18 protein-coding genes are annotated in these 21,528 nt (G+C 69.4%); 11 read left to right on the top strand and 7 right to left on the bottom strand.

What is annotated here, in order from left to right:
- The first annotated feature begins 135 nt into the window (after nt 1-135).
- Together AB0J04_RS02565 and AB0J04_RS02560 are read left to right on the top strand one after the other, a co-directional pair.
- A complete protein-coding gene (locus tag AB0J04_RS02565) occupies nt 136-495 on the top strand; it encodes a hypothetical protein (protein WP_363166527.1) in 360 nt (119 codons plus the stop codon).
- Nucleotides 495-710, top strand: a complete 216-nt coding sequence (locus tag AB0J04_RS02560; protein ID WP_363166526.1) for a hypothetical protein — start codon at nt 495-497, stop codon at nt 708-710. Before AB0J04_RS02565 ends, AB0J04_RS02560 begins: the two co-directional genes overlap by 1 nt.
- Before the next feature lie 562 nt (nt 711-1,272).
- Here the strand turns inward: AB0J04_RS02560 and AB0J04_RS02555 are convergent.
- From AB0J04_RS02555 to eccCa, 4 genes are all read right to left on the bottom strand, one after another.
- Nucleotides 1,273-1,800, bottom strand: a complete 528-nt coding sequence (locus AB0J04_RS02555) for a hypothetical protein (RefSeq protein WP_363166525.1) — start codon at nt 1,798-1,800, stop codon at nt 1,273-1,275.
- Between the two features lie 44 nt (nt 1,801-1,844).
- Nucleotides 1,845-3,662 (bottom strand): alpha/beta hydrolase, encoded by a 1,818-nt coding sequence (locus tag AB0J04_RS02550; RefSeq protein WP_363166524.1) that lies wholly within the window; start codon nt 3,660-3,662, stop codon nt 1,845-1,847.
- A 19-nt stretch (nt 3,663-3,681) separates the two neighbouring features.
- On the bottom strand, nt 3,682-4,116 hold the full coding sequence (locus tag AB0J04_RS02545; protein WP_363166523.1) for a hypothetical protein: 435 nt from the start codon (nt 4,114-4,116) through the stop codon (nt 3,682-3,684).
- Nucleotides 4,117-4,278: 162 nt separating this feature from the next.
- Nucleotides 4,279-8,247, bottom strand: a complete 3,969-nt coding sequence (gene eccCa / locus AB0J04_RS02540) for a type VII secretion protein EccCa (protein WP_363166522.1) — start codon at nt 8,245-8,247, stop codon at nt 4,279-4,281.
- Nucleotides 8,248-8,489: 242 nt separating this feature from the next.
- On the opposite strand from eccCa, the gene eccD reads away from it, so the two are divergent.
- Nucleotides 8,490-10,001 carry a type VII secretion integral membrane protein EccD gene (gene eccD / locus AB0J04_RS02535; RefSeq protein WP_363166521.1) on the top strand — a complete coding sequence of 504 codons (1,512 nt, stop codon included), beginning with the start codon at nt 8,490-8,492 and terminating at the stop codon, nt 9,999-10,001.
- A gap of 90 nt (nt 10,002-10,091) precedes the next feature.
- Here the strand turns inward: eccD and AB0J04_RS02530 are convergent, their stop codons facing one another.
- Entirely contained in the window at nt 10,092-10,385 is a 294-nt protein-coding gene (locus AB0J04_RS02530; RefSeq protein ID WP_363166520.1) for a DUF397 domain-containing protein, read from the bottom strand.
- A 299-nt stretch (nt 10,386-10,684) separates the two neighbouring features.
- Between AB0J04_RS02530 and rpsO the strand changes: the two genes are divergently transcribed.
- From rpsO to AB0J04_RS02505, 5 genes are all read left to right on the top strand, one after another.
- A complete protein-coding gene (gene rpsO / locus AB0J04_RS02525) occupies nt 10,685-10,972 on the top strand; it encodes a 30S ribosomal protein S15 (protein WP_015657483.1) in 288 nt (95 codons plus the stop codon).
- A 430-nt stretch (nt 10,973-11,402) separates the two neighbouring features.
- A complete protein-coding gene (locus AB0J04_RS02520; protein ID WP_363166641.1) occupies nt 11,403-13,637 on the top strand; it encodes a polyribonucleotide nucleotidyltransferase in 2,235 nt (744 codons plus the stop codon).
- Entirely contained in the window at nt 13,634-15,013 is a 1,380-nt protein-coding gene (locus tag AB0J04_RS02515; protein WP_363166519.1) for a pitrilysin family protein, read from the top strand. The genes AB0J04_RS02520 and AB0J04_RS02515 overlap by 4 nt, the downstream gene beginning before the upstream one ends.
- Before the next feature lie 47 nt (nt 15,014-15,060).
- Nucleotides 15,061-15,813 carry a 4-hydroxy-tetrahydrodipicolinate reductase gene (gene dapB / locus AB0J04_RS02510; RefSeq protein WP_363166518.1) on the top strand — a complete coding sequence of 251 codons (753 nt, stop codon included), beginning with the start codon at nt 15,061-15,063 and terminating at the stop codon, nt 15,811-15,813.
- 31 nt (nt 15,814-15,844) lie between these two features.
- Nucleotides 15,845-16,300: a hypothetical protein gene (locus tag AB0J04_RS02505; RefSeq protein ID WP_363166517.1), complete on the top strand. Its 456-nt coding sequence runs from the start codon at nt 15,845-15,847 to the stop codon at nt 16,298-16,300.
- 101 nt (nt 16,301-16,401) lie between these two features.
- Here AB0J04_RS02505 and AB0J04_RS02500 read toward each other — a convergent pair whose 3' ends face one another.
- Nucleotides 16,402-16,956 (bottom strand): hypothetical protein, encoded by a 555-nt coding sequence (locus AB0J04_RS02500; protein WP_363166516.1) that lies wholly within the window; start codon nt 16,954-16,956, stop codon nt 16,402-16,404.
- A gap of 123 nt (nt 16,957-17,079) precedes the next feature.
- A complete protein-coding gene (locus AB0J04_RS02495; RefSeq protein ID WP_363166640.1) occupies nt 17,080-17,316 on the bottom strand; it encodes a hypothetical protein in 237 nt (78 codons plus the stop codon).
- Between the two features lie 196 nt (nt 17,317-17,512).
- On the opposite strand from AB0J04_RS02495, the gene thyX reads away from it, so the two are divergent.
- The 3 genes from thyX (at nt 17,513) to AB0J04_RS02480 (ending at nt 21,159) form a co-directional block, all read left to right on the top strand.
- Nucleotides 17,513-18,253 (top strand): FAD-dependent thymidylate synthase, encoded by a 741-nt coding sequence (gene thyX / locus AB0J04_RS02490; protein WP_363166515.1) that lies wholly within the window; start codon nt 17,513-17,515, stop codon nt 18,251-18,253.
- A gap of 192 nt (nt 18,254-18,445) precedes the next feature.
- Nucleotides 18,446-19,345 (top strand): 4-hydroxy-tetrahydrodipicolinate synthase, encoded by a 900-nt coding sequence (dapA, locus tag AB0J04_RS02485; protein WP_363166514.1) that lies wholly within the window; start codon nt 18,446-18,448, stop codon nt 19,343-19,345.
- A 128-nt stretch (nt 19,346-19,473) separates the two neighbouring features.
- Complete coding sequence (locus AB0J04_RS02480; protein WP_363166513.1) at nt 19,474-21,159, top strand: ribonuclease J; 1,686 nt, start codon at nt 19,474-19,476, stop codon at nt 21,157-21,159.
- Nucleotides 21,160-21,528 lie beyond the last annotated feature (369 nt).

Raw genomic sequence — 21,528 nt, 5'->3', positions numbered from 1 at the left:
AGTCAGCATAGGGCGACTAATCACGTGTAGAGACGTACCAGGACGTGCCAAGTTGGCGTAGAGTCGATGTCGGCAAAAGACCCCCGCGACGGTAGGCGCCGTCCGGGGGCATGGCCGCCAACCCAACGGAGGTTGATGACAGTGAGCATTATCCACGTGCTGCTGCGCTGGACCCTGGGCGTGTTCGCACCTGGTACCGGCAGGCGTAGGGCGGTTGCACGCTCCGCCGAGCCGGTCCTCGCCCGCAGCCCCGAGAGGGGCGGCGCCGTGGCCGTACGACTCCCCGCACCCCGTTCCCCGTACGGGCTGCGGGAGCCCCTCGATGGAGCCTCCACCGCCTCGGTCCGTCCGTACGTACTCGCGGCGGAGCGGGCTCACCGGGAACGGGAGTGTGAGCAGGCGCGGCAGACACGGCGCTGCGTGGCCCTGTTCCCGGCGGCGGACTTCGGACTCGACCTCGACCGGCATGTCATCGGCGCGGAGAGGGCGGCGTGATGGCGACGAGAGACAAGGCGGCCCGTCCGCCGGTGCGGATGTGCGTGTGCTGCCAGGTGACGACCGACGCTCCGGTCGTGGTCGGCGTGGTCCACCAGAACTCGGGGCCGGGCTTCGTCGTCTACGCGTGCCAGGTGTGCGCCGTGCACTATCCGCCGCAGCCGGACATCCTCACCGTCCTGCCTCCGTCTCGACGAGCTGGGGGTGAGCAGTGAGCGCGCGATCTGCCGGAACGACCGGGGAGATGGGGGAGTTGTCGCCAGAATGCACCCTGGCGCATCGGCCCGGGTACGAGGACGTACATGCCTCGTGCCGCCGCCTGCGAGACATCCCACTCCCGCACAGCGGGGGCCTGCCGCTGGTACGCCGTTGCAGTTGCGCCTGCCACCGTCCGTCGGCGGAGAGGGCCCAAGTGAGCGCCGGCACCCCGTCCGAGCGGATGCGCAAAGTCCGACCCTGACCATCTAGCGCTCGGTGTGATCGGGCCGACGTATCGGCCCGATCCAGACCCGTGTCCACGATGGTGGTGGCGATGCGAAGGTGCTGCGGTACTGCTTGTTGTGGCCTCCCCGCCGCCGTTTCCGCTGTAAGGGCCTGGGCGATCTCACCCAGGCCCGGTACGGTCTTGACCGTATCGGTGCACCGGGACTTCAGTTCGTAGTCCAACAAGTTCTCACTCGCCTGTGAGCATGCCGTTAGCAGAGCATAGGCCGCCATCACATACGTGTGTTTTTGCGACGCCGATACGGGGTGCGACGACGGCCACGGGCTGGTCTGTCAAAATCGCTCAACCTCTTCGCCGTCGGGGACCTTGTAGCACCCGGAGATGAGGTCCAGGCTCAACATGGGCGGGTCGTCCTTCGCCATGGCGACGACCTTGACACTGACCTTCTTCTTGTCATTGTCAGCGGTGAGATTCATGTTCTGGTTCTTGCTGGTGTCCGGGCCGTAGTTGACGATCTCCCACCCATTCTTCGGTAGTTCCCCCTTGAGTCGTTTCATCGCCACGTCGAGGTCGCTCACCGACACCGGGACGAAGCTCCAAGGGTGCAAGATTCGGAAGTACGTCTTCGTGTCCTTCCCTGAACAGTCCAGGACTGTCGGACGGCTGTCTGATGCCTTTCCCTTGACGCCGATCAGGTCATAGATAGTGCTGGACACCTTCTCCATCAGGTCTGAGGCATCACGTGAGGTGCTCGTGCCGGCGGACGGAATTGCGTCGGAATCGTCGTCAGTCATGCTGCATCCGGTGAGAGTGGTGGCCAGGGAGACTGTGAGCACAAGAGCGCTCAGTTTGCTCTTCACATCAGAAGCCTTACTTCGTCGGGCGGGGTTGCGGTCCGGTGTCCCTACTTCACGTGCGCCCACGGGTCGGGCGGCGGCTTCAGCGGCACGCTATCGCCCTTTCCGACGACGACGAGGGCCTGATTCTGCAGACTCGTCGAGTCCCCGTCCGACCCCGTATCCCAGTACCCGCTGTGGCCGTCGGTGTCTGTGGTCATCTGATTGGCGCCGAACTCTGGATCGCTGGGGATGATGAAGCCGTCCCCGCCGTGGCCCCAGCGGCCCACGTCAGGAACCACGTCTCCGTCGGCCTCTTCGTTCCACACGTGCCCCTTGGGGACGTCCAGTTCATCCGCACCGGACACCCTGACACCAGGACTACCCGCGAACACAAGGTCGTCGGCGTTGAGATGGCCCGTCTCGGCCGCCGCACCGACAAGGGTCGTTCCGTACGAGTGGGCGATCACTGTGGTGTGCGAAGGCGAATCGCCGGAATGCGATGCATCCAGTCCGTCCATGAACCCTCGGAGTGCCGGAGCGCCGTCATATGCGTAGTGTGCCCGCGGTGCGTCCTTGTAGACGCTGTCAGGTGCGTCATAGCCGAGCCAGGTGATGGTGGAAACGGATTGCCCAGGGGCTTTGGCGTCGGCCGCATGCCAGACATTGACCATTCGGTTGACGGTGCCCTCAATATTCCCCAGCTCCGACGTCGTACCAGGAACATAGACCGCCGTGTGATCGGCCGTGTCCGGATTTCCGTTGGCGACGATTGCGCGGCCGTCTCCTTCGGTGCTGAACCCCAGCAGATAAGCCTCGGGCAGTCCATTCGTGCCGGTCTGGGCGAAGCGTTTGTGGATCGCATCCATGCCGTCGAGGGACTTGTGGGCGTTTTTGCGTGCCTCTTCCCAGTCCTTCCACGCCTGGGTCTCAACGTTGACGCCCTTCATCACGGTCCCGGTATAGGGGTCGATATAAGTCTGAAACCGCTCGGGTTCCGGGTGCTTCTTCAGCCAATCGTTGTACTGTCCCGTCGCGACACCGTGGGCCTCAGCGAGCACCATCCGGTTCGCCTCGTCCCGGACCGTGGCAGGCAGTCCATCGAGCGCGCCCACTGAATCGGGGCGCATGGAGACCCATGCCGCCTGCTGCTCTGCGTCGAGCCCCTTCCACCACTCCGCGTTGTCCTCAGGGCTGCCGTCCTTGGGCGGCTGCGGCAGCGAGTCGAGGTACTTCTTGCCCGCCTCCTTCACGCCGCTCGTGTCCGAGGACGCGTCGGCCCAGTCCTCGTCGGAGACGGTCAGGTCGTCGTCCGCCTTCAGAGCCCGCAGCTTCGGTGCCCACTTCTCGTCGGCCTCCGTCGCCTCCTTGAGGGCGGCAGCGATCTGGTCGGCGTAGTCCTGGGCGAGGCGGTGGTTGGGGTTGGGGTCGAAGTTGGCGGACTGGCGGCCGATCGCGGCGGCCGTTCCGTCCGTCAGACCGCTCACCGTGCCACCGGCGGGGATCTTGCCGTCGGCGTCCTTCTCCCCGCCCGCCGGATAGGACACCGAACCGTCCGCGTGCACCGTGAGATTGGCGGCCTGGGCGCCGTCCAGGGCCGCGTCGAGCTTGCCCTTGGCAGCTCCCATCTCGTAGGAGAAGGCATCGAGAGCCGTACTGACCAGACCGCACTCGACCTGAACGTAATGGAAGTTCTTGCCCAGCTCGCCCAACTGCTTGATCGCTGCGGTCGCCGCCTCGCCCTTCAGCGAGTTCCTCATGGCCACGGCGATCTGGTTCTCGATGCGGTCCTTGGCCGCGCTCGCCATGTCAGAGGTGTTGCGGTATCCGCCGGCCGCTTCCGAGTACTCGGCAGGCTTGAGAGCCTTGAGCGTTGCGAGATCCATGATGTCTCGTTACCGTCCCTCAGCCCTTGCCGCCGACGGCCGGAGTGTCCGCGTACTCCACCGTCAGATTGCCGATCTCGACCTCGATCGCCTCATCGGTTTTCAGCTGGTCGTTGCCCGCCTTCTCCAGCAGACCCGAGAGCTTCCCACAACGCCCGCTCACGTTCTTGACGTACGTTTCCCACGAGTCGTGGACGTCCTTCTGGGCCGCGGCGGTCAGGCAGCCCGCGTCCTCGCCGAGGCCCTTCTGCCCGTCCGTCAGCTTGGCCATCGCCTTGCTGATGTCCTGACGCAGCGAGCCGACGTCCTGCCCGGCCTTGGACCAGGCCGGCTTGTTCGACACCAGCGTGCCGGTGCCACCACCCGGGTCGCTCGGCACGTGGTTCAGTTGCATCTGGGCCGCATGCTGATCAGCCGCCGCGCTCTTGAGCTGCTCCCACTCCTCCCACGCCATGCGTGAGCCCCTTCCCCGTGTCCCCGTGTCCTTGTGAAGCCCGTCCGTCGGACGGCGAGCCTGTCCGCCCGACGCAACAGTTTCGTCGAGCCACCAACAGGCCACATCCATGCCCCCCGTTCAACCGAGCTCACGGATGGCACCCTACTTTTCAGCCGCTCGTCACACCCCCTCCGGCACCAACCCCACCTGCACCAACGGCTTCCCCCGACGCCGGGAAACAAAGACGCCCCGACCCGCAGGCATCGGCCGCGGCCGAACCCCGCCCAGAAGGTCGCCCTCCCCGGGATCCCCCGCCAGCACCACGCCCTGTGCGCCCAGTTCCTTGATCCGCTGCATGAACGCCTCGTACGACGCCCGCCCCGCGCCCGCCGTCGACCGGGCGACGATGAACCGCACGCCCACATCCCGGGCGAACGGCAACAGCTCCGTCAGGCCGGCCAGTGGATTGCCGCTCGACGTCGCCACGAGGTCGTAGTCGTCGATGACGACGTACACCGTCGGGCCGCGCCACCAGCTGCGGTCCCGGAGTTGGCGCGCCGTCACGTCGGCCGTCGGGGCCCGGCGCTGCATCAGGTCCGCCAGCGCGGCCATGTGATGCTCCATGGCGTTGGACATCGGGATGTACTCGGCCAGATGCGAGGACGGGGTCGCGTCCAGCAGGGAACGCCTGTTGTCGACCACGAACAGCTTGCACTCGTCGCCCGAGTAGCGCTCCGTCAGCTGCTTGATCAGCAGCCGCAGCAGATTCGACTTGCCGGACTCGCTCTCGCCGAAGACGAGGAAGAACGGATCCTGTTCGAAGTCGAGGTAGACCGGTTCGAGGTTGTTCTCGTCGAGGGCGAAGGCGACCCCGCGGTGCGGGAAGCGGTCGCCCGGCGGCAGCGAGGCGGCCGGGAACTCGCGTGGCAGCAGCCGCACTTCCGGCGCGGGCGCCGCCTGCCAGTGCCGGGAGACCTCCGCGGTCAGCGCCTGCGTGGCGTCGGCGAGGTCGGTGTCGGAGGTGAGCCCGTCGATGCGCGGCACCGCCGCCATGAAGTGCAGCTTCTGCGGGGACTGGCCCCGGCCCGGAACACCCGCCGGGACGTTCACGGCGACCTTGCGGTCGATCTCGGAGTCCATCGTGTCGCCGAGCCGCAGCTCCAGGCGGTTCATCAGATGGTCCTTGAGGGCGGACCTGACCTCCATCGACCGCGAGGCGGTCAGCACCAGGTGGATGCCGTAGCCGAGGCCGCGCGCCGCGATCTCATGGATGATCTGGTCCATGGCCTCGTAGTCCGCGCGGAAGTTGCCCCACCCGTCGATGACCAGGAAGACATCGCCCCACGGCTGGTCCGTCACCGAGATGTCGCCGCTCGCCCGCCGGGCCCGGAAGTCCGCGATCGAAGGGATCCCGGCCGAGCGGAAGTACTCCTCGCGGCGGGTCAGCACGCCGTACACCTCGGCCACCGTGCGCCGCACCCGCTCCGGGTCCAGCCGCGAGGCGACCCCGCCCACGTGCGGCAGTCCGGCCACCGCCGCCATCCCGCCACCGCCGAAGTCGAGGCCGTAGAACTGGACCTCGTGCGGTGTGTGGGTGAGGGCGAAGGAGCAGATCAGCGAGCGCAGCAGGGTCGACTTGCCGGACTGCGGGCCGCCGACGATCTGCATGTGGCCCGCCGCGCCGGAGAAGTCCACCCACAGGGAGTCGCGGCGCTGCTCGAACGGCTTGTCCACCAGACCGACCGGCACGACCAGCCGGCCCGCGCCCTCGTAGCCGGGCTGCGTCAGACCGCGGCCCGGCACGCCCGTGAGCCCCGGCAGGAGCGCGTCCAGCGACGGCGGGCTGTCCAGCGGCGGCAGCCACACCTGGTGCGCCGCCGGGCCCTGCGCCTCCAGCCGACGCACGATCACGTCCAGCACGGTGTCGGCGAGCGCCTCGTCGACCTCGGGACCGTCCCCGGAACGCGTTTGCCGCGGCACGGCCGCGTACCGCACCGGCACCTCGGCCGACGTGAACAGCACCGGCCGCCGGTCCACCGGCAGCGCACCGCCGCCCGTCGCCGCCCGCTGACCGCCCGAGCGGTAGGCCCCGGACACGTACGCCGCCTTGAACCGCACCATCTCGTCCGTGCCGTACTTCAGGAACCCGGAACCCGGCACGTTCGGCAGCGAGTAGGCGTCGGGCACGCCCAGCGCCGCCCGCGACTCCGCCGCGGAGAAGGTGCGCAGACCGACGCGGTACGACAGATACGTCTCCAGACCGCGCAGCCGGCCCTCCTCCAGACGCTGCGAGGCCAGCAGCAGATGCACGCCGAGCGAGCGGCCGATCCGGCCGATCTGCACGAACATCTCGATGAAGTCCGGCTTCGCCGTCAGCAGTTCGCTGAACTCGTCGATCACCAGCACCAGCGAGGGGATCGGCTGGAGGGCGGCTCCCGCGGCCCGCGCCTTCTCGTAGTCGTGGATGTTGGCGTAGTTGCCCGCGTCCCGCAGCAGCTCCTGGCGGCGGTTGAGCTCGCCCCGGATGGAGTCGCCCATCCGGTCGACCAGCGTCAGATCGTCCGCCAGGTTGGTGATCACGGCCGCCACGTGCGGCATCTGCGCCATGCCGGCGAACGTCGCGCCGCCCTTGAAGTCGGCGAGGACGAAGTTCAGCGTCTCCGAGGAGTGCGTGACCGCCAGGCCCAGCACCAGGGTGCGGAGCAGCTCGGACTTGCCGGAACCCGTCGCGCCCACGCACAGACCGTGCGGGCCCATGCCCTCCTGCGCCGCCTCCTTGAGGTCCAGCATCACCGGGCGGCCGTCCTCGCCCACCCCGATCGGCACCCGCAGCCGCTCGGCCAGCGAACGCGGCCGCCAGGTGCGCGACGGGTCCACGGACGCCGCGTCCCCGAGGTTCAGCAGGTCGGTGAACTCCAGATTGGCCAGCAGCGGCTCGTCGTCGTCCCCGCCGGAGGCCATCCGCAGCGGGGCGAGCTGCCGGGCGAGCGCCTCGGCGGACTCCGGCGAGAGGGCGTCGGGCGTCCCCTCGTAGACGGCGCCGTGCGCCGACTCCAGCCGCAACGCCCCAGGCTGCACGACGATGTCCAGCTCGCCGCCCGCCCCCGTGAGCTCACCGGGGACGATCTCCAGCACGGTCACGCCCTGGAGCCCCTCGGGGTTGGCCAGCACCGAGTCCGGGGGCAGGGACACGCCGTCCAGGACGACGACGATGTGCGGCTCGTCGGGCAGCGGTGCCGCGTTCGGATGGAACCGCGGGCGCCCGGTCAGCCGGGCCCCGAGCAGGTTCTCCAGCCCGCGGGTGTCGGCGCCGATCAGCCTGCGGCTGCCCGCCCCGTCCACGGCGTCGGCCGCCTGGACGTGCGGCAGCCACTTGGCCCAGTCCCAGTGCGGCAGCTCCGCCCGGTCCGCCGCGACGACGAGGACCAGGTCCTCGGACGAGTGCAGCGCGGCCAGCGAACCGGCCAGGGCCCGGACGCAGGCGCGCACCGACTGCGGCTCACCACTGACCGTCACGTGGTGGAAGGCGCGCAGCGACACGGCCATCGGCAGGTCGTCCAGGCTGTCGTGGACGGCGATGAAACGCTGCAACGCGCCCGTCGTCAGCGGCTCCAGCTGCTCCACCGGGCCGGTCTCGGGGGCGATCAGCGGGGTGGCGAGCGACTGCGCGCCGAGGCCGACCCGCACCTGCGCGAAGTCCTCGTCCCCGGGCCGCCGTTCCCACACCCGGCTGCCCTCGGCGACCAGCGCCCACAGCTGCTCGGGGGCGGGGTGCAGGTAGTACTGGGCGTCCCGCTGGGCCCGTGCGGTGTCGAGCGCGGTGCGCCGGGTCTGCGCCAGATAGCCCAGGTAGTCCCGGCGCATGTCCGCCAACTGCCCCTGCGAGCCGCGCCGGAAGCGCACCACCATCGCGATCGACATCGCCACCGTCGAGGCGATCATGACCATGCCCATGATGCGCATGAACGGCTGGCCGCTGGTGAAGAAGAAGACCACCGAGCCGCCCATGCCGAGCGTCGGCAGCAGTTGCATCAGCACGCTCTCCTGATGCCCCCGCGGCAGCTCGGGCGGAGGCTGAAGGACAACCTCGCCCGTGGGCACCTCGGACGGCAGCGCCCGTGGCGGACGCTTCACGACGATGTGGCTCACTGCTCACCAATCCCCTTGCGCGGCCTGCCGGAGGAATCGTCCGCCACCCCGTGTCAGGCGGACGCAGGCCGACGCGTGATCCTACTGACTGACCGCGCGACCAGAGGGCGGTAGGGTGCCGGATGTTCGCGTGAGCACACCCGCGGGCCGCCCGGCGCACGCACCGGCGCGGTGCTTCACACCGCACTTTCACACCGCCGACGCCGAACCATCACCGAGCCATCACTGAGGGGGAGCAGCAGGTGAGTATCGCGGCCTCCGCGGCAGCCACCGGAGAAGGGCGCGGCACGGGAGCCGCCCCCACGGCGGGGACGGGGCTCGGCTTCTGCCGGGTCACCATCGTCGCCCCCGACAGCCGGATCGACGTGGCGCTGCCCGACGACGTCCCCGTCGCCGACATCTACCCGGAGATCCTCAGGCTCTCCCGGCAGAGCCCCGCCGCGGGCGCCCCGGTCGGCTACCACCTCGTCCGCCGGGACGGCGCCGTCCTCGACAGCTCACGGTCGTTCGCCGCCCAGCACATCCTCGACGGCGAACTCCTCACGCTGCGCCCCTTCTCCGAGTCGCTGCCGCCCGCCGTCTTCGACGACGTGTCCGAAGCGGTCGCCTCCGCCGTGACACGCGAACACACCCTGTGGAGCGGCGACCTGACCCGCGCCGCGGGCCTCGCCGGCGGAGGCGTCCTGTCGGCCCTGCTCGCCTTCGTGGCCTGGTCCGGCGACCCGCGCCACGACATGAACGGCCTGCCCGGCGTCCTCGCCGCGGTCGTCGGCGTCCTGCTGGTCGCCCTCGCCTGTGTCCGGGCCCGCGTCTACGACGACCGCGGCTCCGCCGTCGCCCTGGGCCTCGGCGCACTGCCGGGCGTGGCGGTGGCGGGTTCCGGGCTCCTCCCGCTCGCAGACGGCCAGGGCATCGGAAAGCTGCAGTTCCTGCTGGCCTGCGCCGCGGTTCTGCTCGCCTCGGTGCTGCTCACCCTGTGCTCCCCGCGCGGGGACGGCCCCTTCGTCGCCTTCGTCGTCGCCTCCGGCGCGGGCGTGGCGGCGTTGTTCGCGGCGATCCTCGCGCACTGGACCCCGGCCGAGACCGCCGCCCTGTGCGCCCCCGTCGGCGTGGGCGCCCTGGCCTTCCTGCCCGGCCTGTCCATGCGCTTCGCCCGCCTGCCGATCGGCTTCGACGCCCCGGCCTCCGGCGCGCGCAGCGCCTACGGCACCGACCCCACCCCCCGGGAGCCGGTCGACGCCGAGCGGATCGCCGCCCAGGCCCGCCGCGGCCACGAACTGCTGGTGGGCCTGGGCGGCGGCTGCGCGGTGATCACCGTCGGCGCCTGCGCGGTCCTCGGATTCTCCGACGACGTCTGGGCCCAGCTCCTCGCGCTGGCCACGGGCATCGCCCTGCTGATGCGCGCCGGCCTCTTCCGCTACACCGCGCAGGTGGCCCCCGTGCTGGCCGCGGGCCTCGGTTCGCTCGTCCTGCTCGGACTCGGCCTGGCGCTCAACCCGCCCCACTCGGTGATCCGCGCGGCTCTGGCGGGCGACCGCGCCGACCTGGACATCCGCACGATCTGGCTCGTCGCCGCGATCGCCGCGGCCTCCGCGATCGTCACCGCGATCGGCCTGATCACCTCGCGCGGCGGTCTCACCCCGTTCTGGGGCCGGTTCATGGAGATCGCCGAGGGCTTCGTCCTGCTGACGCTCGTGCCGCTGGCCCTGGCCGTCTTCGACGTGTACGCGACCGCCCGCTCGATGACCGGCTGACGCGCCCCCGTGCCGACACGGGAACGGCGGTCGGCGCCCACCGACCGCCGTCGCGGCTACTCCGCCACCGCCCACCGACCGCCGTCGCGGCTACTCCGCCGCCGTTCCTCCGTTGCCCGCCGTCGGCTCCAGATCGAACTCGCCGTCCCGGGCGCCGAGCACGAAGGCCCGCCACTCCGCCTCGGTGTAGCGCAGCACCGTCTCCGGGTCGAGCGACGACCGCATCGCCACGGCCCCCTCGGGCAGCTGGGCGATCTCGACGCGCTCCTCGTGCTCCTCCGTGCCCGGCGCGGACCGCCACTCGACGCCGGAGATGTCGAGCGCGTAGAGCTCGTCCCGCTCCCGCTCCTTGCGCGCCTTGATCTCCGCTTCCGTCTCCGCCATGCCGCAGCGACCCCTTCCACACATACGACCTACGTTGCACGAACGATTTCCGAGCGTTCACCCTAGTGGCCGAGGCCGCGCCGACCCGGCGGATCGGGAACTGCGGGGAAGGCGCTCGCCACCTCCTGCTACCCTGGCTCTCGGCCGTTTGTGTACGCACCCCCGGAAACACCCTCAGGCAGTGTCTGAAGGCTCTGGAGGTCGCGCTCAGCGGATCCCCGCCTCCCGAGTAACGGAAGCTCCCCCGAGACACAGACCGGGGGCACTCGGTGGCCACGAAAAGACTACGAGGAGTACGCGTGCCGCTCGACGCCGCTACGAAGAAGCAGATCATCAGCGAGTTCGGCCAGAAGGAGGGCGACACCGGCTCCCCCGAGGTCCAGGTCGCCATGCTGTCGCGCCGGATCTCGGACCTGACCGAGCACCTCAAGACGCACAAGCACGACCACCACTCCCGTCGTGGTCTGCTGATCCTGGTCGGTCAGCGTCGCCGCCTGCTGCAGTACCTCGCCAAGAAGGACATCCAGCGCTTCCGTGCGCTGGTCGACCGCCTCGGCATCCGCCGCGGTGCGGCGGGCGCCAAGTAGGACGCCGTGAGGGGAGCGGTTCCCGGGACCATCGGGACCGCTCCTTTTTGCTGTAAACAGAGAAGTACGCAGAAGTACGCAGCCGTACGCACCCGGCTGGACGCACCCGCACGCCCCCTGGCAAGGCCCACCGCACGCCTGCCGCGGTCGCGGAAACGTGCGGAGTGTCGGCAGCGCTTTGTAGTGTGGTAGCACAACGCAATAGGTACGACACAGCGTGATGACGTGTACTCGCTGCGGGTAAACGTCACCACGCACACCGAACGAGGAGAAGCGCGCTTAGCCGCCGCCGGTCCTCGGTAGTGGCCCCCGGGAAAGAGAACCCCGGGTGCTTCGATCGAAGACCGGCCCGCACCGCACGGAGCGCTTCTTCGCCACCGTCCCCCTGCCACACGGGCAGCCCAGGGACGAAGACGAGGAGAAAACGCTAGTGGAGAACGAGACCCACTACGCCGAGGCCGTCATCGACAACGGTTCCTTCGGCACCCGCACCATCCGCTTCGAGACGGGCCGCCTGGCCAAGCAGGCCGCCGGCTCCGCCGTGGCGTATCTGGACGACGACACCATGGTGCTGTCGGCCACCACCGCCTCCAAGAACCCCAAGGACCAGCTCGACTTCTTCCCCCTCACGGTGGACGTCGAGGAGCGGATGTACGCCGCCGGCAAGATCCCGGGTTCCTTCTTCCGCCGTGAGGGCCGGCCGAGCGAGGACGCGATCCTCACCTGCCGCCTCATCGACCGCCCGCTGCGCCCGTCCTTCAAGAAGGGCCTGCGCAACGAGATCCAGGTCGTCGCCACCATCATGGCGCTCAACCCCGACCACCTGTACGACGTCGTGGCGATCAACGCCGCCTCCGCGTCCACGCAGCTGGCCGGTCTGCCCTTCTCCGGCCCGATCGGCGGCGTCCGCGTCGCGCTGATCAACGGCCAGTGGGTCGCGTTCCCGACGCACACCGAGCTCGAGGACGCCGTCTTCGACATGGTCGTCGCCGGTCGCGTCCTGGAGGACGGCGACGTCGCGATCATGATGGTCGAGGCCGAGGCCACCGAGAAGACCATCCAGCTGGTCGCGGGCGGCGCCGAGGCGCCGACCGAGGAGGTCGTCGCCTCCGGTCTGGACGCCGCGAAGCCCTTCATCAAGGTGCTCTGCAAGGCCCAGGCCGACCTCGCCGCCAAGGCCGCGAAGCCGACCGGTGAGTTCCCGGTCTTCCTCGACTACCAGGACGACATCCTGGAGGCGCTGTCCGCCGCCGTCCGCCCGGAGCTCGCCTCCGCGCTGACCATCGCGGGCAAGCAGGACCGCGAGGCCGAGCTGGACCGCGTCAAGACGCTCGCAGCCGAGAAGCTCCTGCCGGAGTTCGAGGGGCGCGAGAAGGAGATCTCCGCCGCGTACCGCTCGCTCACCAAGCAGCTGGTCCGCGAGCGCGTGATCAAGGAGAAGAAGCGCATCGACGGCCGTGGCGTCACGGACATCCGTACGCTCGCCGCCGAGGTCGAGGCCATCCCGCGCGTGCACGGCTCGGCGCTGTTCGAGCGTGGCGAGACCCAGATCCTGGGCGTCACCACCCTGAACATGCTCCGGATGGAGCAGCAGCTGGACACCCTCTCCCCGGTGACCCGCAAGCGCTACATGCACAACTACAACTTCCCGCCGTACTCCGTCGGCGAGACCGGCCGCGTCGGCTCCCCGAAGCGCCGCGAGATCGGCCACGGCGCGCTCGCCGAGCGCGCGATCGTGCCGGTCCTGCCGACGCGCGAGGAGTTCCCCTACGCGATCCGTCAGGTGTCCGAGGCCCTCGGCTCCAACGGCTCCACGTCCATGGGCTCGGTCTGCGCCTCCACCATGTCGCTGCTGAACGCCGGTGTGCCCCTCAAGGCCCCCGTCGCCGGCATCGCCATGGGCCTGATCTCCCAGGAGATCAACGGCGAGACGCACTACGTCGCCCTCACCGACATCCTCGGTGCGGAGGACGCCTTCGGCGACATGGACTTCAAGGTCGCCGGCACCAAGGAGTTCGTGACGGCCCTCCAGCTCGACACCAAGCTGGACGGCATCCCGGCCTCCGTCCTGGCCGCGGCCCTCAAGCAGGCCCGCGACGCCCGCCTCCACATCCTCGACGTGATGATGGAAGCGATCGACACGCCGGACGAGATGTCCCCCAACGCCCCGCGGATCATCACCGTCAAGATCCCCGTGGACAAGATCGGCGAGGTCATCGGCCCGAAGGGCAAGATGATCAACCAGATCCAGGAGGACACCGGAGCCGAGATCACGATCGAGGACGACGGCACCATCTACATCGGTGCCCAGGTCGGCTCGCAGGCCGAGGCCGCCCGCGCCACGATCAACGGCATCGCCAACCCGACCATGCCGGAGGTCGGCGAGCGCTACCTGGGCACGGTCGTCAAGACGACCACGTTCGGCGCGTTCGTGTCGCTGCTCCCGGGCAAGGACGGTCTGCTGCACATCTCGCAGATCCGCAAGCTCGCCGGCGGCAAGCGAGTGGAGAACGTCGAGGACGTGCTCGGTGTGGGCGCCAAGGTCCAGGTCGAGATCGCCGAGATCGACTCCCGCGGCAAGCTCTCCCTGATCCCCGTGATCGAGGGCGAGGACGGCTCCGACAGCGGCTCCTCCGACGAGCAGAAGGACGACACCGACAAGTGACGTCGAGTAGCTCCCAGGCGACGGCCCGCACCTCTTCGGAGGCGCGGGCCGTCGCCCGTACCCAAACCCTGATCAAGGGCACGGCCGGCATCGGCGTCGTCCGCAAGACCACCCTCCCGGGCGGCCTGCGCATCGTCACCGAGACCCTCCCCTCGGTCCGCTCGGCCACCTTCGGCATCTGGGCGCACGTCGGCTCCCGCGACGAGACGCCGTCCCTGAACGGCGCCACCCACTACCTGGAGCACCTCCTCTTCAAGGGGACGACCCGCAGGTCCGCGCTGGACATCTCCTCCGCGATCGACGCGGTCGGCGGCGAGATGAACGCCTTCACGGCGAAGGAGTACACGTGCTACTACGCGCGCGTGCTCGACGCCGACCTGCCGCTCGCGATCGACGTCGTCTGCGACATGCTCACCGGCTCGCTCATCCTCGAAGAGGACGTCAACGTCGAGCGCGGCGCGATCCTCGAAGAGATCGCCATGACCGAGGACGACCCCGGCGACTGCGTCCACGACCTGTTCGCGCAGACCATGTTCGGCGACAACCCCCTGGGCCGGCCGGTCCTCGGCACGGTCGACACGGTCAACGCCCTCACCGCCGACCGCATCCGCCGCTTCTACAAGAAGCACTACGACCCGACCCACCTCGTGGTCGCGGCCGCCGGCAACATCGACCACAACAAGGTCGTCCGCCAGGTCCGCGCGGCCTTCGAGAAGGCCGGCGCCCTCAAGAACCCGGACGCCGCGCCGATCGCCCCTCGGGACGGCCGACGCACGATCCGCACCGCCGGCCGCGTCGAGCTGATCGGCCGCAAGACCGAGCAGGCGCACGTCGTCCTCGGCATGCCCGGCCTGGCCCGCACGGACGACCGCCGCTGGGCGCTGGGCGTCCTCAACACGGCCCTCGGCGGCGGTATGTCCTCGCGGCTGTTCCAGGAGGTCCGCGAGAAGCGCGGCCTGGCCTACAGCGTGTACTCGTACACCTCCGGCTTCGCCGACTGCGGCCTCTTCGGCGTCTACGCCGGCTGCCGGCCCTCTCAGGTCCACGACGTGCTGAAGATCTGCCGCGACGAACTCGACCAGGTCGCCGAGCACGGCCTGTCCGACGACGAGATCGGCCGCGCCATCGGCCAGCTCAGGGGCTCCACGGTCCTCGGCCTGGAGGACACCGGCGCGCTCATGAACCGCATCGGCAAGAGCGAGCTGTGCTGGGGCGAGCAGATGTCGGTCGACGACATGCTGACCCGGATAGCCGAAGTGACCCCGGACGAGGTCCGCGCGGTGGCCCGCGACATCCTGGGACGGCGCCCGTCGCTCTCGGTCATCGGCCCGCTCAAGGACAAGCAGGCCGCCCGGCTGAACGACGCGGTCGCCTGATCCACCCCCTGTCGAAAAGCGTTGAGAAGCGTAAGGAAGCAAGAACGATGAGCAAGCTGCGCGTGGCGGTCCTCGGCGCCAACGGCCGGATCGGCTCCGAGGCGGTACGGGCGGTCCAGGCCGCCGAGGACATGGAGCTGGTGGCCGCCCTCGGCCGCGGCGACAAGCTCGAGACGCTCACGGAGACCGGCGCCCAGGTCGCCGTCGAGCTGACCACCCCCGCCTCGGTCATGGACAACCTCGAGTTCTGCGTACGCCACGGCATCCACTCCGTGGTCGGCACGACGGGCTGGACCGACGAGCGCCTCGCGCAGCTGAACGGCTGGCTGGCCGACTCCCCGCAGACGGGCGTGCTCATCGCACCCAACTTCTCCATCGGCGCCGTCCTCACCATGAAGTTCGCGCAGATCGCCGCGCCCTACTTCGAGTCGGTCGAGGTCGTCGAACTCCACCACCCGAACAAGGTGGACGCCCCCTCCGGCACCGCCACGCGCACCGCCCAGCTCATCGCCGAGGCCCGTCGCGCGGCGGGCACGGCCCCGGCGCCGGACGCCACGGCGACGGCCCTGGACGGCGCGCGGGGTGCGGACGTCGACGGCATCCCGGTGCACGCCGTCCGCCTGCGCGGCCTGCTGGCCCACCAGGAGGTGCTGCTGGGCGGCGAGGGCGAGACCCTCACGGTCCGCCACGACTCGCTCCACCACAGCAGCTTCATGCCGGGCATCCTGCTGGGCGCCCGCCGAGTGGTGTCGACGCCCGGCCTCACCTTCGGCCTGGAAAACTTCCTGGACCTCGGCTGAGGCCGCGGCTGAGACCGAGACTGAGACCGACATGCGAGCCAAGCTCTCCTACGCCATGACCGCCGCCGTCCTGGTCTTCTACTTCGTCCTGGTCGGCAGCCGCGGTGTCATGCTCATCCAGGCCGGCACGCTCCTGACCGTGACCTTCGGCGTGGCGGTGCTGATCCTGCCGGTCATCGGCGTCTGGTTCCTGTGGAAGAACACCCAGTTCGTCCGCAAGGCCAACGCCCTCGCCGCCGAACTCGACGCCGAGGGCGGCCTGCCCGTCGACGACCTGAAGCGCACCCCGGGCGGCCGCGTCGACCGCGACTCGGCCGACGAGGTCTTCGCCCTGCGCAAGGCCGAGACCGAGGCGGCCCCCGAGGACTGGCGCACCTGGTTCCGCCTCGCCGTCGCCTACCACGACGCCCGCGACACCCCGCGAGCCCGCAAGGCGATGCAACGGGCGATCAGCCTGCACGACGGCAGGCCGCTGGAGGCAGCGTGAGCCGCATCCGAATGCGGCGACACCGAAATCGAGACCGAAACCGAAGGGGCCGGTCCGCAGCGACTGCGGACCGGCCCCTCCTGCGTCTTGCCTACGCGGGCTCAGCCGCGCCGGTTCTCCGCGGCCCACGCCTCGATGGCGTCCGACGCCCGGTCGAACGCCTCGGCACGCGCCAGGAAGTCCGCCCCGTGCGTGGTCAGCAACGGCGTGGCCTCACCCGCGGGCCGGTCGCGGCGCACGACGGTCAGGGCCTGCCCCTGGACCGTCCGCGGCAGGCCCAGCCAGCGCACCGGCTGCTGCACGGTCCGCACCGCCACGACGCGCTCCCAGGGCAGTGTGCGCGTGAACAGGAAACCCACGTGCCGCAGCCCGCGGTCGCTCACCCACACCCCCATGCGCAGCAACCGCAGGGCGCCGGCGATCACCAGCAGGGAGCAGCCGAAGACCGCACCGGCCTCGGACGCCGACCCGGTCAAGGCGATGATGACGGCCGCGAACAGCACGTACGAGGCGAGCAGCAGCGCCACCGCGGCCATCCCGACCCGCCAGGGCCCGGGCCGGTAGGGGCGCCGCCAGCGCTCGTGGTCGTCGAAGGGCAGAGCGACCTCGTCCGCTGCTTCGAATGCGCGGTCGGCCGTCAGGAAGGGCAGGGGCACGGCTGGTCCTCACTCGTCCATGCGTGGGCTGTGCCCGGTGAGGCTATCCGCCTGTGTCCCCGCTCACCACCATCGGGGGGCCGTGGCGGTACCTCCCGCGCCGTTCGGGCGGTGGGGGAGGGGTCAGCGCCCCTGGGACGCCTGCGACTGCTGTGCCTGCGAGGAGTGGTCCAGACTCAGCGCCGGCATCCCGATGACCAGGGCCCCCACCAGCGCGGCGACGACGGTGAGCCCGAACAGCACACGCCCGGCTATCTGGCCGACGGAGGACCGCTCGACGGGTGGGGGAGTGACATTGCTACGGAACCGATCGGCCTCGGCGAGGAAGGCGAAGGGTACGGGCTCGCGCCGGCGGAACATGGTGGGCACTTCGGTGGGCACTTCCTCTGAGGCTCTCGATCGGACGTTGTCACTGATACAGACGAGCGAGTGCCCGAAAACGTGCCCAATATCGGCAGACGTCCCGCACGAATCCCGCGGCATGCCCGTGAACCGGTTCGGCGGCCCCCGTAAAGTTGGCGCCGCTCCGCAGCCGCGATGGAAGGACCCCCGCACAGTGACCGACAGTCCCGCAGACGACCTCAAGCCCGGCTTCCGCAGCGATGTGACCGTCGAACTGGTCAAGCACACCGCGTCCGACGCCGACGTGCTCTTCGCCGCCCGCGTCTCGACCGCCGGCGAGCAGTCCCTGGACGAGCTGGGCAAGGACCCGGAGCGCTCGAAGGGCCTGATCAACTACCTGATGCGGGACCGGCACGGCAGCCCCTTCGAGCACAACTCGATGACGTTCTTCATCAGCGCCCCGATCTTCGTCTTCCGCGAGTTCATGCGGCACCGCGTCGGCTGGTCCTACAACGAGGAGTCCGGCCGCTACCGGGAGCTCCAGCCCGTCTTCTACGTCCCCGGCGAGTCCCGCAAGCTGGTCCAGCAGGGCCGCCCGGGCAAGTACGTCTTCGTCGAGGGCACCCAGGAGCAGCAGGAGCTGGTCGGCCGCACCATGGAGGACTCCTACCGCCGGGCCTACGAGGCCTACCAGGAGATGCTCGCCGCCGGCGTCGCCCGCGAGGTCGCCCGCGCGGTCCTCCCGGTCGGCCTGTTCTCCTCGATGTACGCCACCTGCAACGCGCGCTCGCTGATGCACTTCCTCGGCCTGCGCACCCAGCACGAGCTGGCGAAGGTGCCCTCCTTCCCGCAGCGGGAGATCGAGATGGTGGGCGAGAAGATGGAGGCCGAGTGGGCCGCGCTCATGCCCCTCACGTACGCCGCCTTCAACGCCAACGGCCGCGTCGCCCCGTAACGGAGACGTATGTACGGATCATCCGCGCGAAGTGTCCGTATTGCGGCATTTAGAGAAGTTCATCTAGCCTGATCAAACGGACCCGGCACTGCTTGAACCCCCGAGCAGGCAGTGCCGGGTTCCATCTTTGTCCTGACTTGTCACCTCCCCCGAGGGCAGACCCCACGGTGAGCAACGAGTAGCGTGTTACCCATGGCTCCGACCTCCACTCCGCAGACCCCCTTCGGGCGGGTCCTCACCGCCATGGTCACGCCGTTCACGGCGGACGGCGGACTCGACCTCGACGGCGCACAGCGGCTAGCCACCCACCTGGTGGACGCGGGCAACGACGGCCTGGTCGTCAACGGCACCACCGGTGAGTCACCCACCACCAGCGACGCGGAGAAAACGGACCTGGTACGAGCCGTCCTGGAGGCCGTCGGAGACCGCGCCCACGTCGTCGCCGGCGTCGGCACCAACGACACCCACCACAGCGTCGAACTCGCCCGGGCGGCCGAGAAGACGGGCGCACACGGCCTCCTGGTCGTCACCCCGTACTACAACAAGCCCCCGCAGGAGGGCCTGTACCGCCACTTCACGGCCGTCGCCGACGCCGCCGAGCTGCCGGTCATGCTCTACGACATCCCCGGCCGCAGCGGCGTCCCGATCAGCACCGAGACGCTGGTCCGCCTCGCCGAGCACCCCCGGATCGTCGCCAACAAGGACGCCAAGGGCGACCTGGGCCGCGCGAGCTGGGCCATCGCGCGCTCCGGTCTCGCCTGGTACTCCGGCGACGACATGCTGAACCTGCCGCTGCTCTCCGTGGGCGCGGTCGGCTTCGTCTCGGTCGTCGGCCACCTGGTCACGCCCGACCTGCGAGCCCTCGTCGAGGCGTTCACCGCGGGCGACGTCCAGAAGGCCACGGAGATCCACCAGAAGCTGCTCCCGGTCTACACGGGCATGTTCCGCACCCAGGGCGTCATGACCACCAAGGCGGCGCTCGCCCTCCAGGGCCTGCCCGCCGGCCCGCTGCGCTCGCCCATGGTCGAGTGCTCACCCGAAGAGATCGAACAGCTCAAGATCGATCTTGCCGCGGGCGGGGTACAGCTCTGACAACAGACTTCACAACTGAATAGGCAGGCCACCGGTGCCTGCAATCCACAACGACAACTGCTTTCGCACGAACGTCACGCGCGCCACGTGCCCACCGGTACGTGGCGTGCGTGTTTGAGGAGAGTCTTTTGAGTCATCCGCATCCCGAACTCGCCCCGCCTCCGCCGCTCCCCGCGGGAGGCCTCCGGGTCACCCCGCTGGGCGGCCTCGGCGAAATCGGCCGCAACATGACGGTCTTCGAGTACGACGGCCGCCTCCTGATCGTCGACTGCGGAGTGCTCTTCCCCGAGGAGGAGCAGCCCGGAATCGACCTGATCCTGCCGGACTTCACGTCCATCAGGGACCGCCTCGACGACATCGAGGGCATCGTCCTGACCCATGGCCACGAGGATCACATCGGCGCCGTCCCCTACCTCCTCCGGGAGAAGCCGGACATCCCGCTGATCGGCTCCAAGCTGACCCTCGCTTTCATCGAGGCCAAGCTCCAGGAGCACCGGATCCGCCCGTACACCCTCGAGGTGGCGGAGGGACACCGTGAGCGCATCGGCCCGTTCGACTGCGAGTTCATCGCCGTCAACCACTCGATCCCGGACGCGCTCGCGGTCGCCATCCGCACCCCCGCCGGCATGGTCGTCCACACGGGCGACTTCAAGATGGACCAGCTCCCGCTGGACGGCCGTCTCACAGATCTACACGCGTTCGCACGGCTGAGCGAGGAAGGCATCGACCTTCTCCTCTCGGACTCCACGAACGCCGAGGTCCCCGGTTTCGTGGCACCCGAGCGGGACATCTCCAACGTCCTGCGCACGGTCTTCGGGAACGCCCGCAAGCGGATCATCGTGGCCAGCTTCGCCAGCCACATCCACCGCATCCAGCAGATCCTGGACACGGCGCACGAGTACGGCCGCCGGGTCGCCTTCGTGGGCCGCTCGATGGTCCGCAACATGGGCATCGCCCGCGACCTGGGCTACCTCAAGGTCCCGCCGGGCCTGGTCGTGGACGTCAAGACGCTCGACGACCTCCCGGACCACGAGGTGGTCCTGGTCTGCACGGGCTCCCAGGGCGAGCCGATGGCGGCCCTGTCCCGCATGGCCAACCGCGACCACCAGATCCGCATCGTCCCCGGCGACACGGTGATCCTGGCGTCCTCGCTCATCCCGGGCAACGAGAACGCGGTCTACCGCGTGATCAACGGCCTGACCCGCTGGGGCGCGCACGTTGTCCACAAGGGCAACGCGAAGGTCCACGTCTCAGGCCACGCCTCGGCCGGCGAGCTCCTGTACTTCTACAACATCTGCCGTCCGAAGAACCTGATGCCGGTGCACGGCGAATGGCGCCACCTGCGCGCCAACGCCGAACTGGGCGCCATGACCGGCGTCCCGCACGACCGCATCGTCATCGCCGAGGACGGCGTGGTCGTCGACCTCGTCGAGGGCAAGGCGAAGATCTCCGGCAAGGTCCAGGCGGGTTACGTCTACGTCGACGGCCTCTCGGTGGGCGACGTCGGCGAGCCGGCCCTGAAGGACAGGAAGATCCTGGGCGACGAGGGCATCATCTCGGTGTTCGTCGTCGTGGACTCGTCCACGGGCAAGATCACCGGCGGCCCGCACATCCAGGCCCGCGGCTCGGGCATCGACGACTCGGTCTTCTCCGAGGTCGTACCGAAGATCGCCGAGGTCCTGGAACGCTCGGCCCAGGACGGCGTGGTCGAACCCCACCAGCTCCAGCAGCTCATCCGCCGCACCCTGGGCAAGTGGGTCTCCGACACGTATCGCCGCAGGCCGATGATCCTCCCGGTCGTGGTGGAGGTCTGACCGACGGACGACCCGCCGTACGCGTGAACCTGGAGCGGGGCTCCTCGATTTGCATCGAGGAGCCCCGCTCCAGTACGTTTACGGCTCCGCCTGAACGGGAACCCGGTCGCCTCGCGCGCCGGAACCAGTCCCTGGAGGGGCCGGGAAAACCGACTCAGAACTTCTGATAAAGTCGGAACTGCCGGAAAGGGAAACCGCGAAACAAAAGCGGGAACCTGGAAAGCGCCGAGGAAATCGGATCGGAAAAGGATCTGATAGAGTCGGAAACGCAAGACCGAAGGGAAACTGCCCGGAGGAAAGCCTGAGAGTGTCTCGGGTGAGTACAAAGGAAGCGTCCGTTCCTTGAGAACTCAACAGCGTGCCAAAAAT

The organism is Streptomyces sp. NPDC050263 (genome assembly GCF_040655955.1).
Taxonomy (GTDB): domain Bacteria; phylum Actinomycetota; class Actinomycetes; order Streptomycetales; family Streptomycetaceae; genus Streptomyces.
The sequence above is the reverse complement of the archived record's forward strand: the minus strand, read 5'-3'. Positions and strand labels throughout refer to the sequence as shown.

Bases quoted from the DNA above. Each gene is read 5' to 3' on its own strand.
- AB0J04_RS02495 (WP_363166640.1), bottom strand. From the start codon at position 17,316: ATGTTCCGCCGGCGCGAGCCCGTACCCTTCGCCTTCCTCGCCGAGGCC.
- dapA (WP_363166514.1), top strand. From the start codon at position 18,446: ATGGCTCCGACCTCCACTCCGCAGACCCCCTTCGGGCGGGTCCTCACC.
- dapB (WP_363166518.1), top strand. From the start codon at position 15,061: ATGAGCAAGCTGCGCGTGGCGGTCCTCGGCGCCAACGGCCGGATCGGC.
- AB0J04_RS02545 (WP_363166523.1), bottom strand. From the start codon at position 4,116: ATGGCGTGGGAGGAGTGGGAGCAGCTCAAGAGCGCGGCGGCTGATCAG.
- AB0J04_RS02505 (WP_363166517.1), top strand. From the start codon at position 15,845: ATGCGAGCCAAGCTCTCCTACGCCATGACCGCCGCCGTCCTGGTCTTC.
- AB0J04_RS02530 (WP_363166520.1), bottom strand. From the start codon at position 10,385: ATGGCGGAGACGGAAGCGGAGATCAAGGCGCGCAAGGAGCGGGAGCGG.
- AB0J04_RS02560 (WP_363166526.1), top strand. From the start codon at position 495: ATGGCGACGAGAGACAAGGCGGCCCGTCCGCCGGTGCGGATGTGCGTG.
- AB0J04_RS02565 (WP_363166527.1), top strand. From the start codon at position 136: ATGACAGTGAGCATTATCCACGTGCTGCTGCGCTGGACCCTGGGCGTG.
- AB0J04_RS02550 (WP_363166524.1), bottom strand. From the start codon at position 3,662: ATGGATCTCGCAACGCTCAAGGCTCTCAAGCCTGCCGAGTACTCGGAA.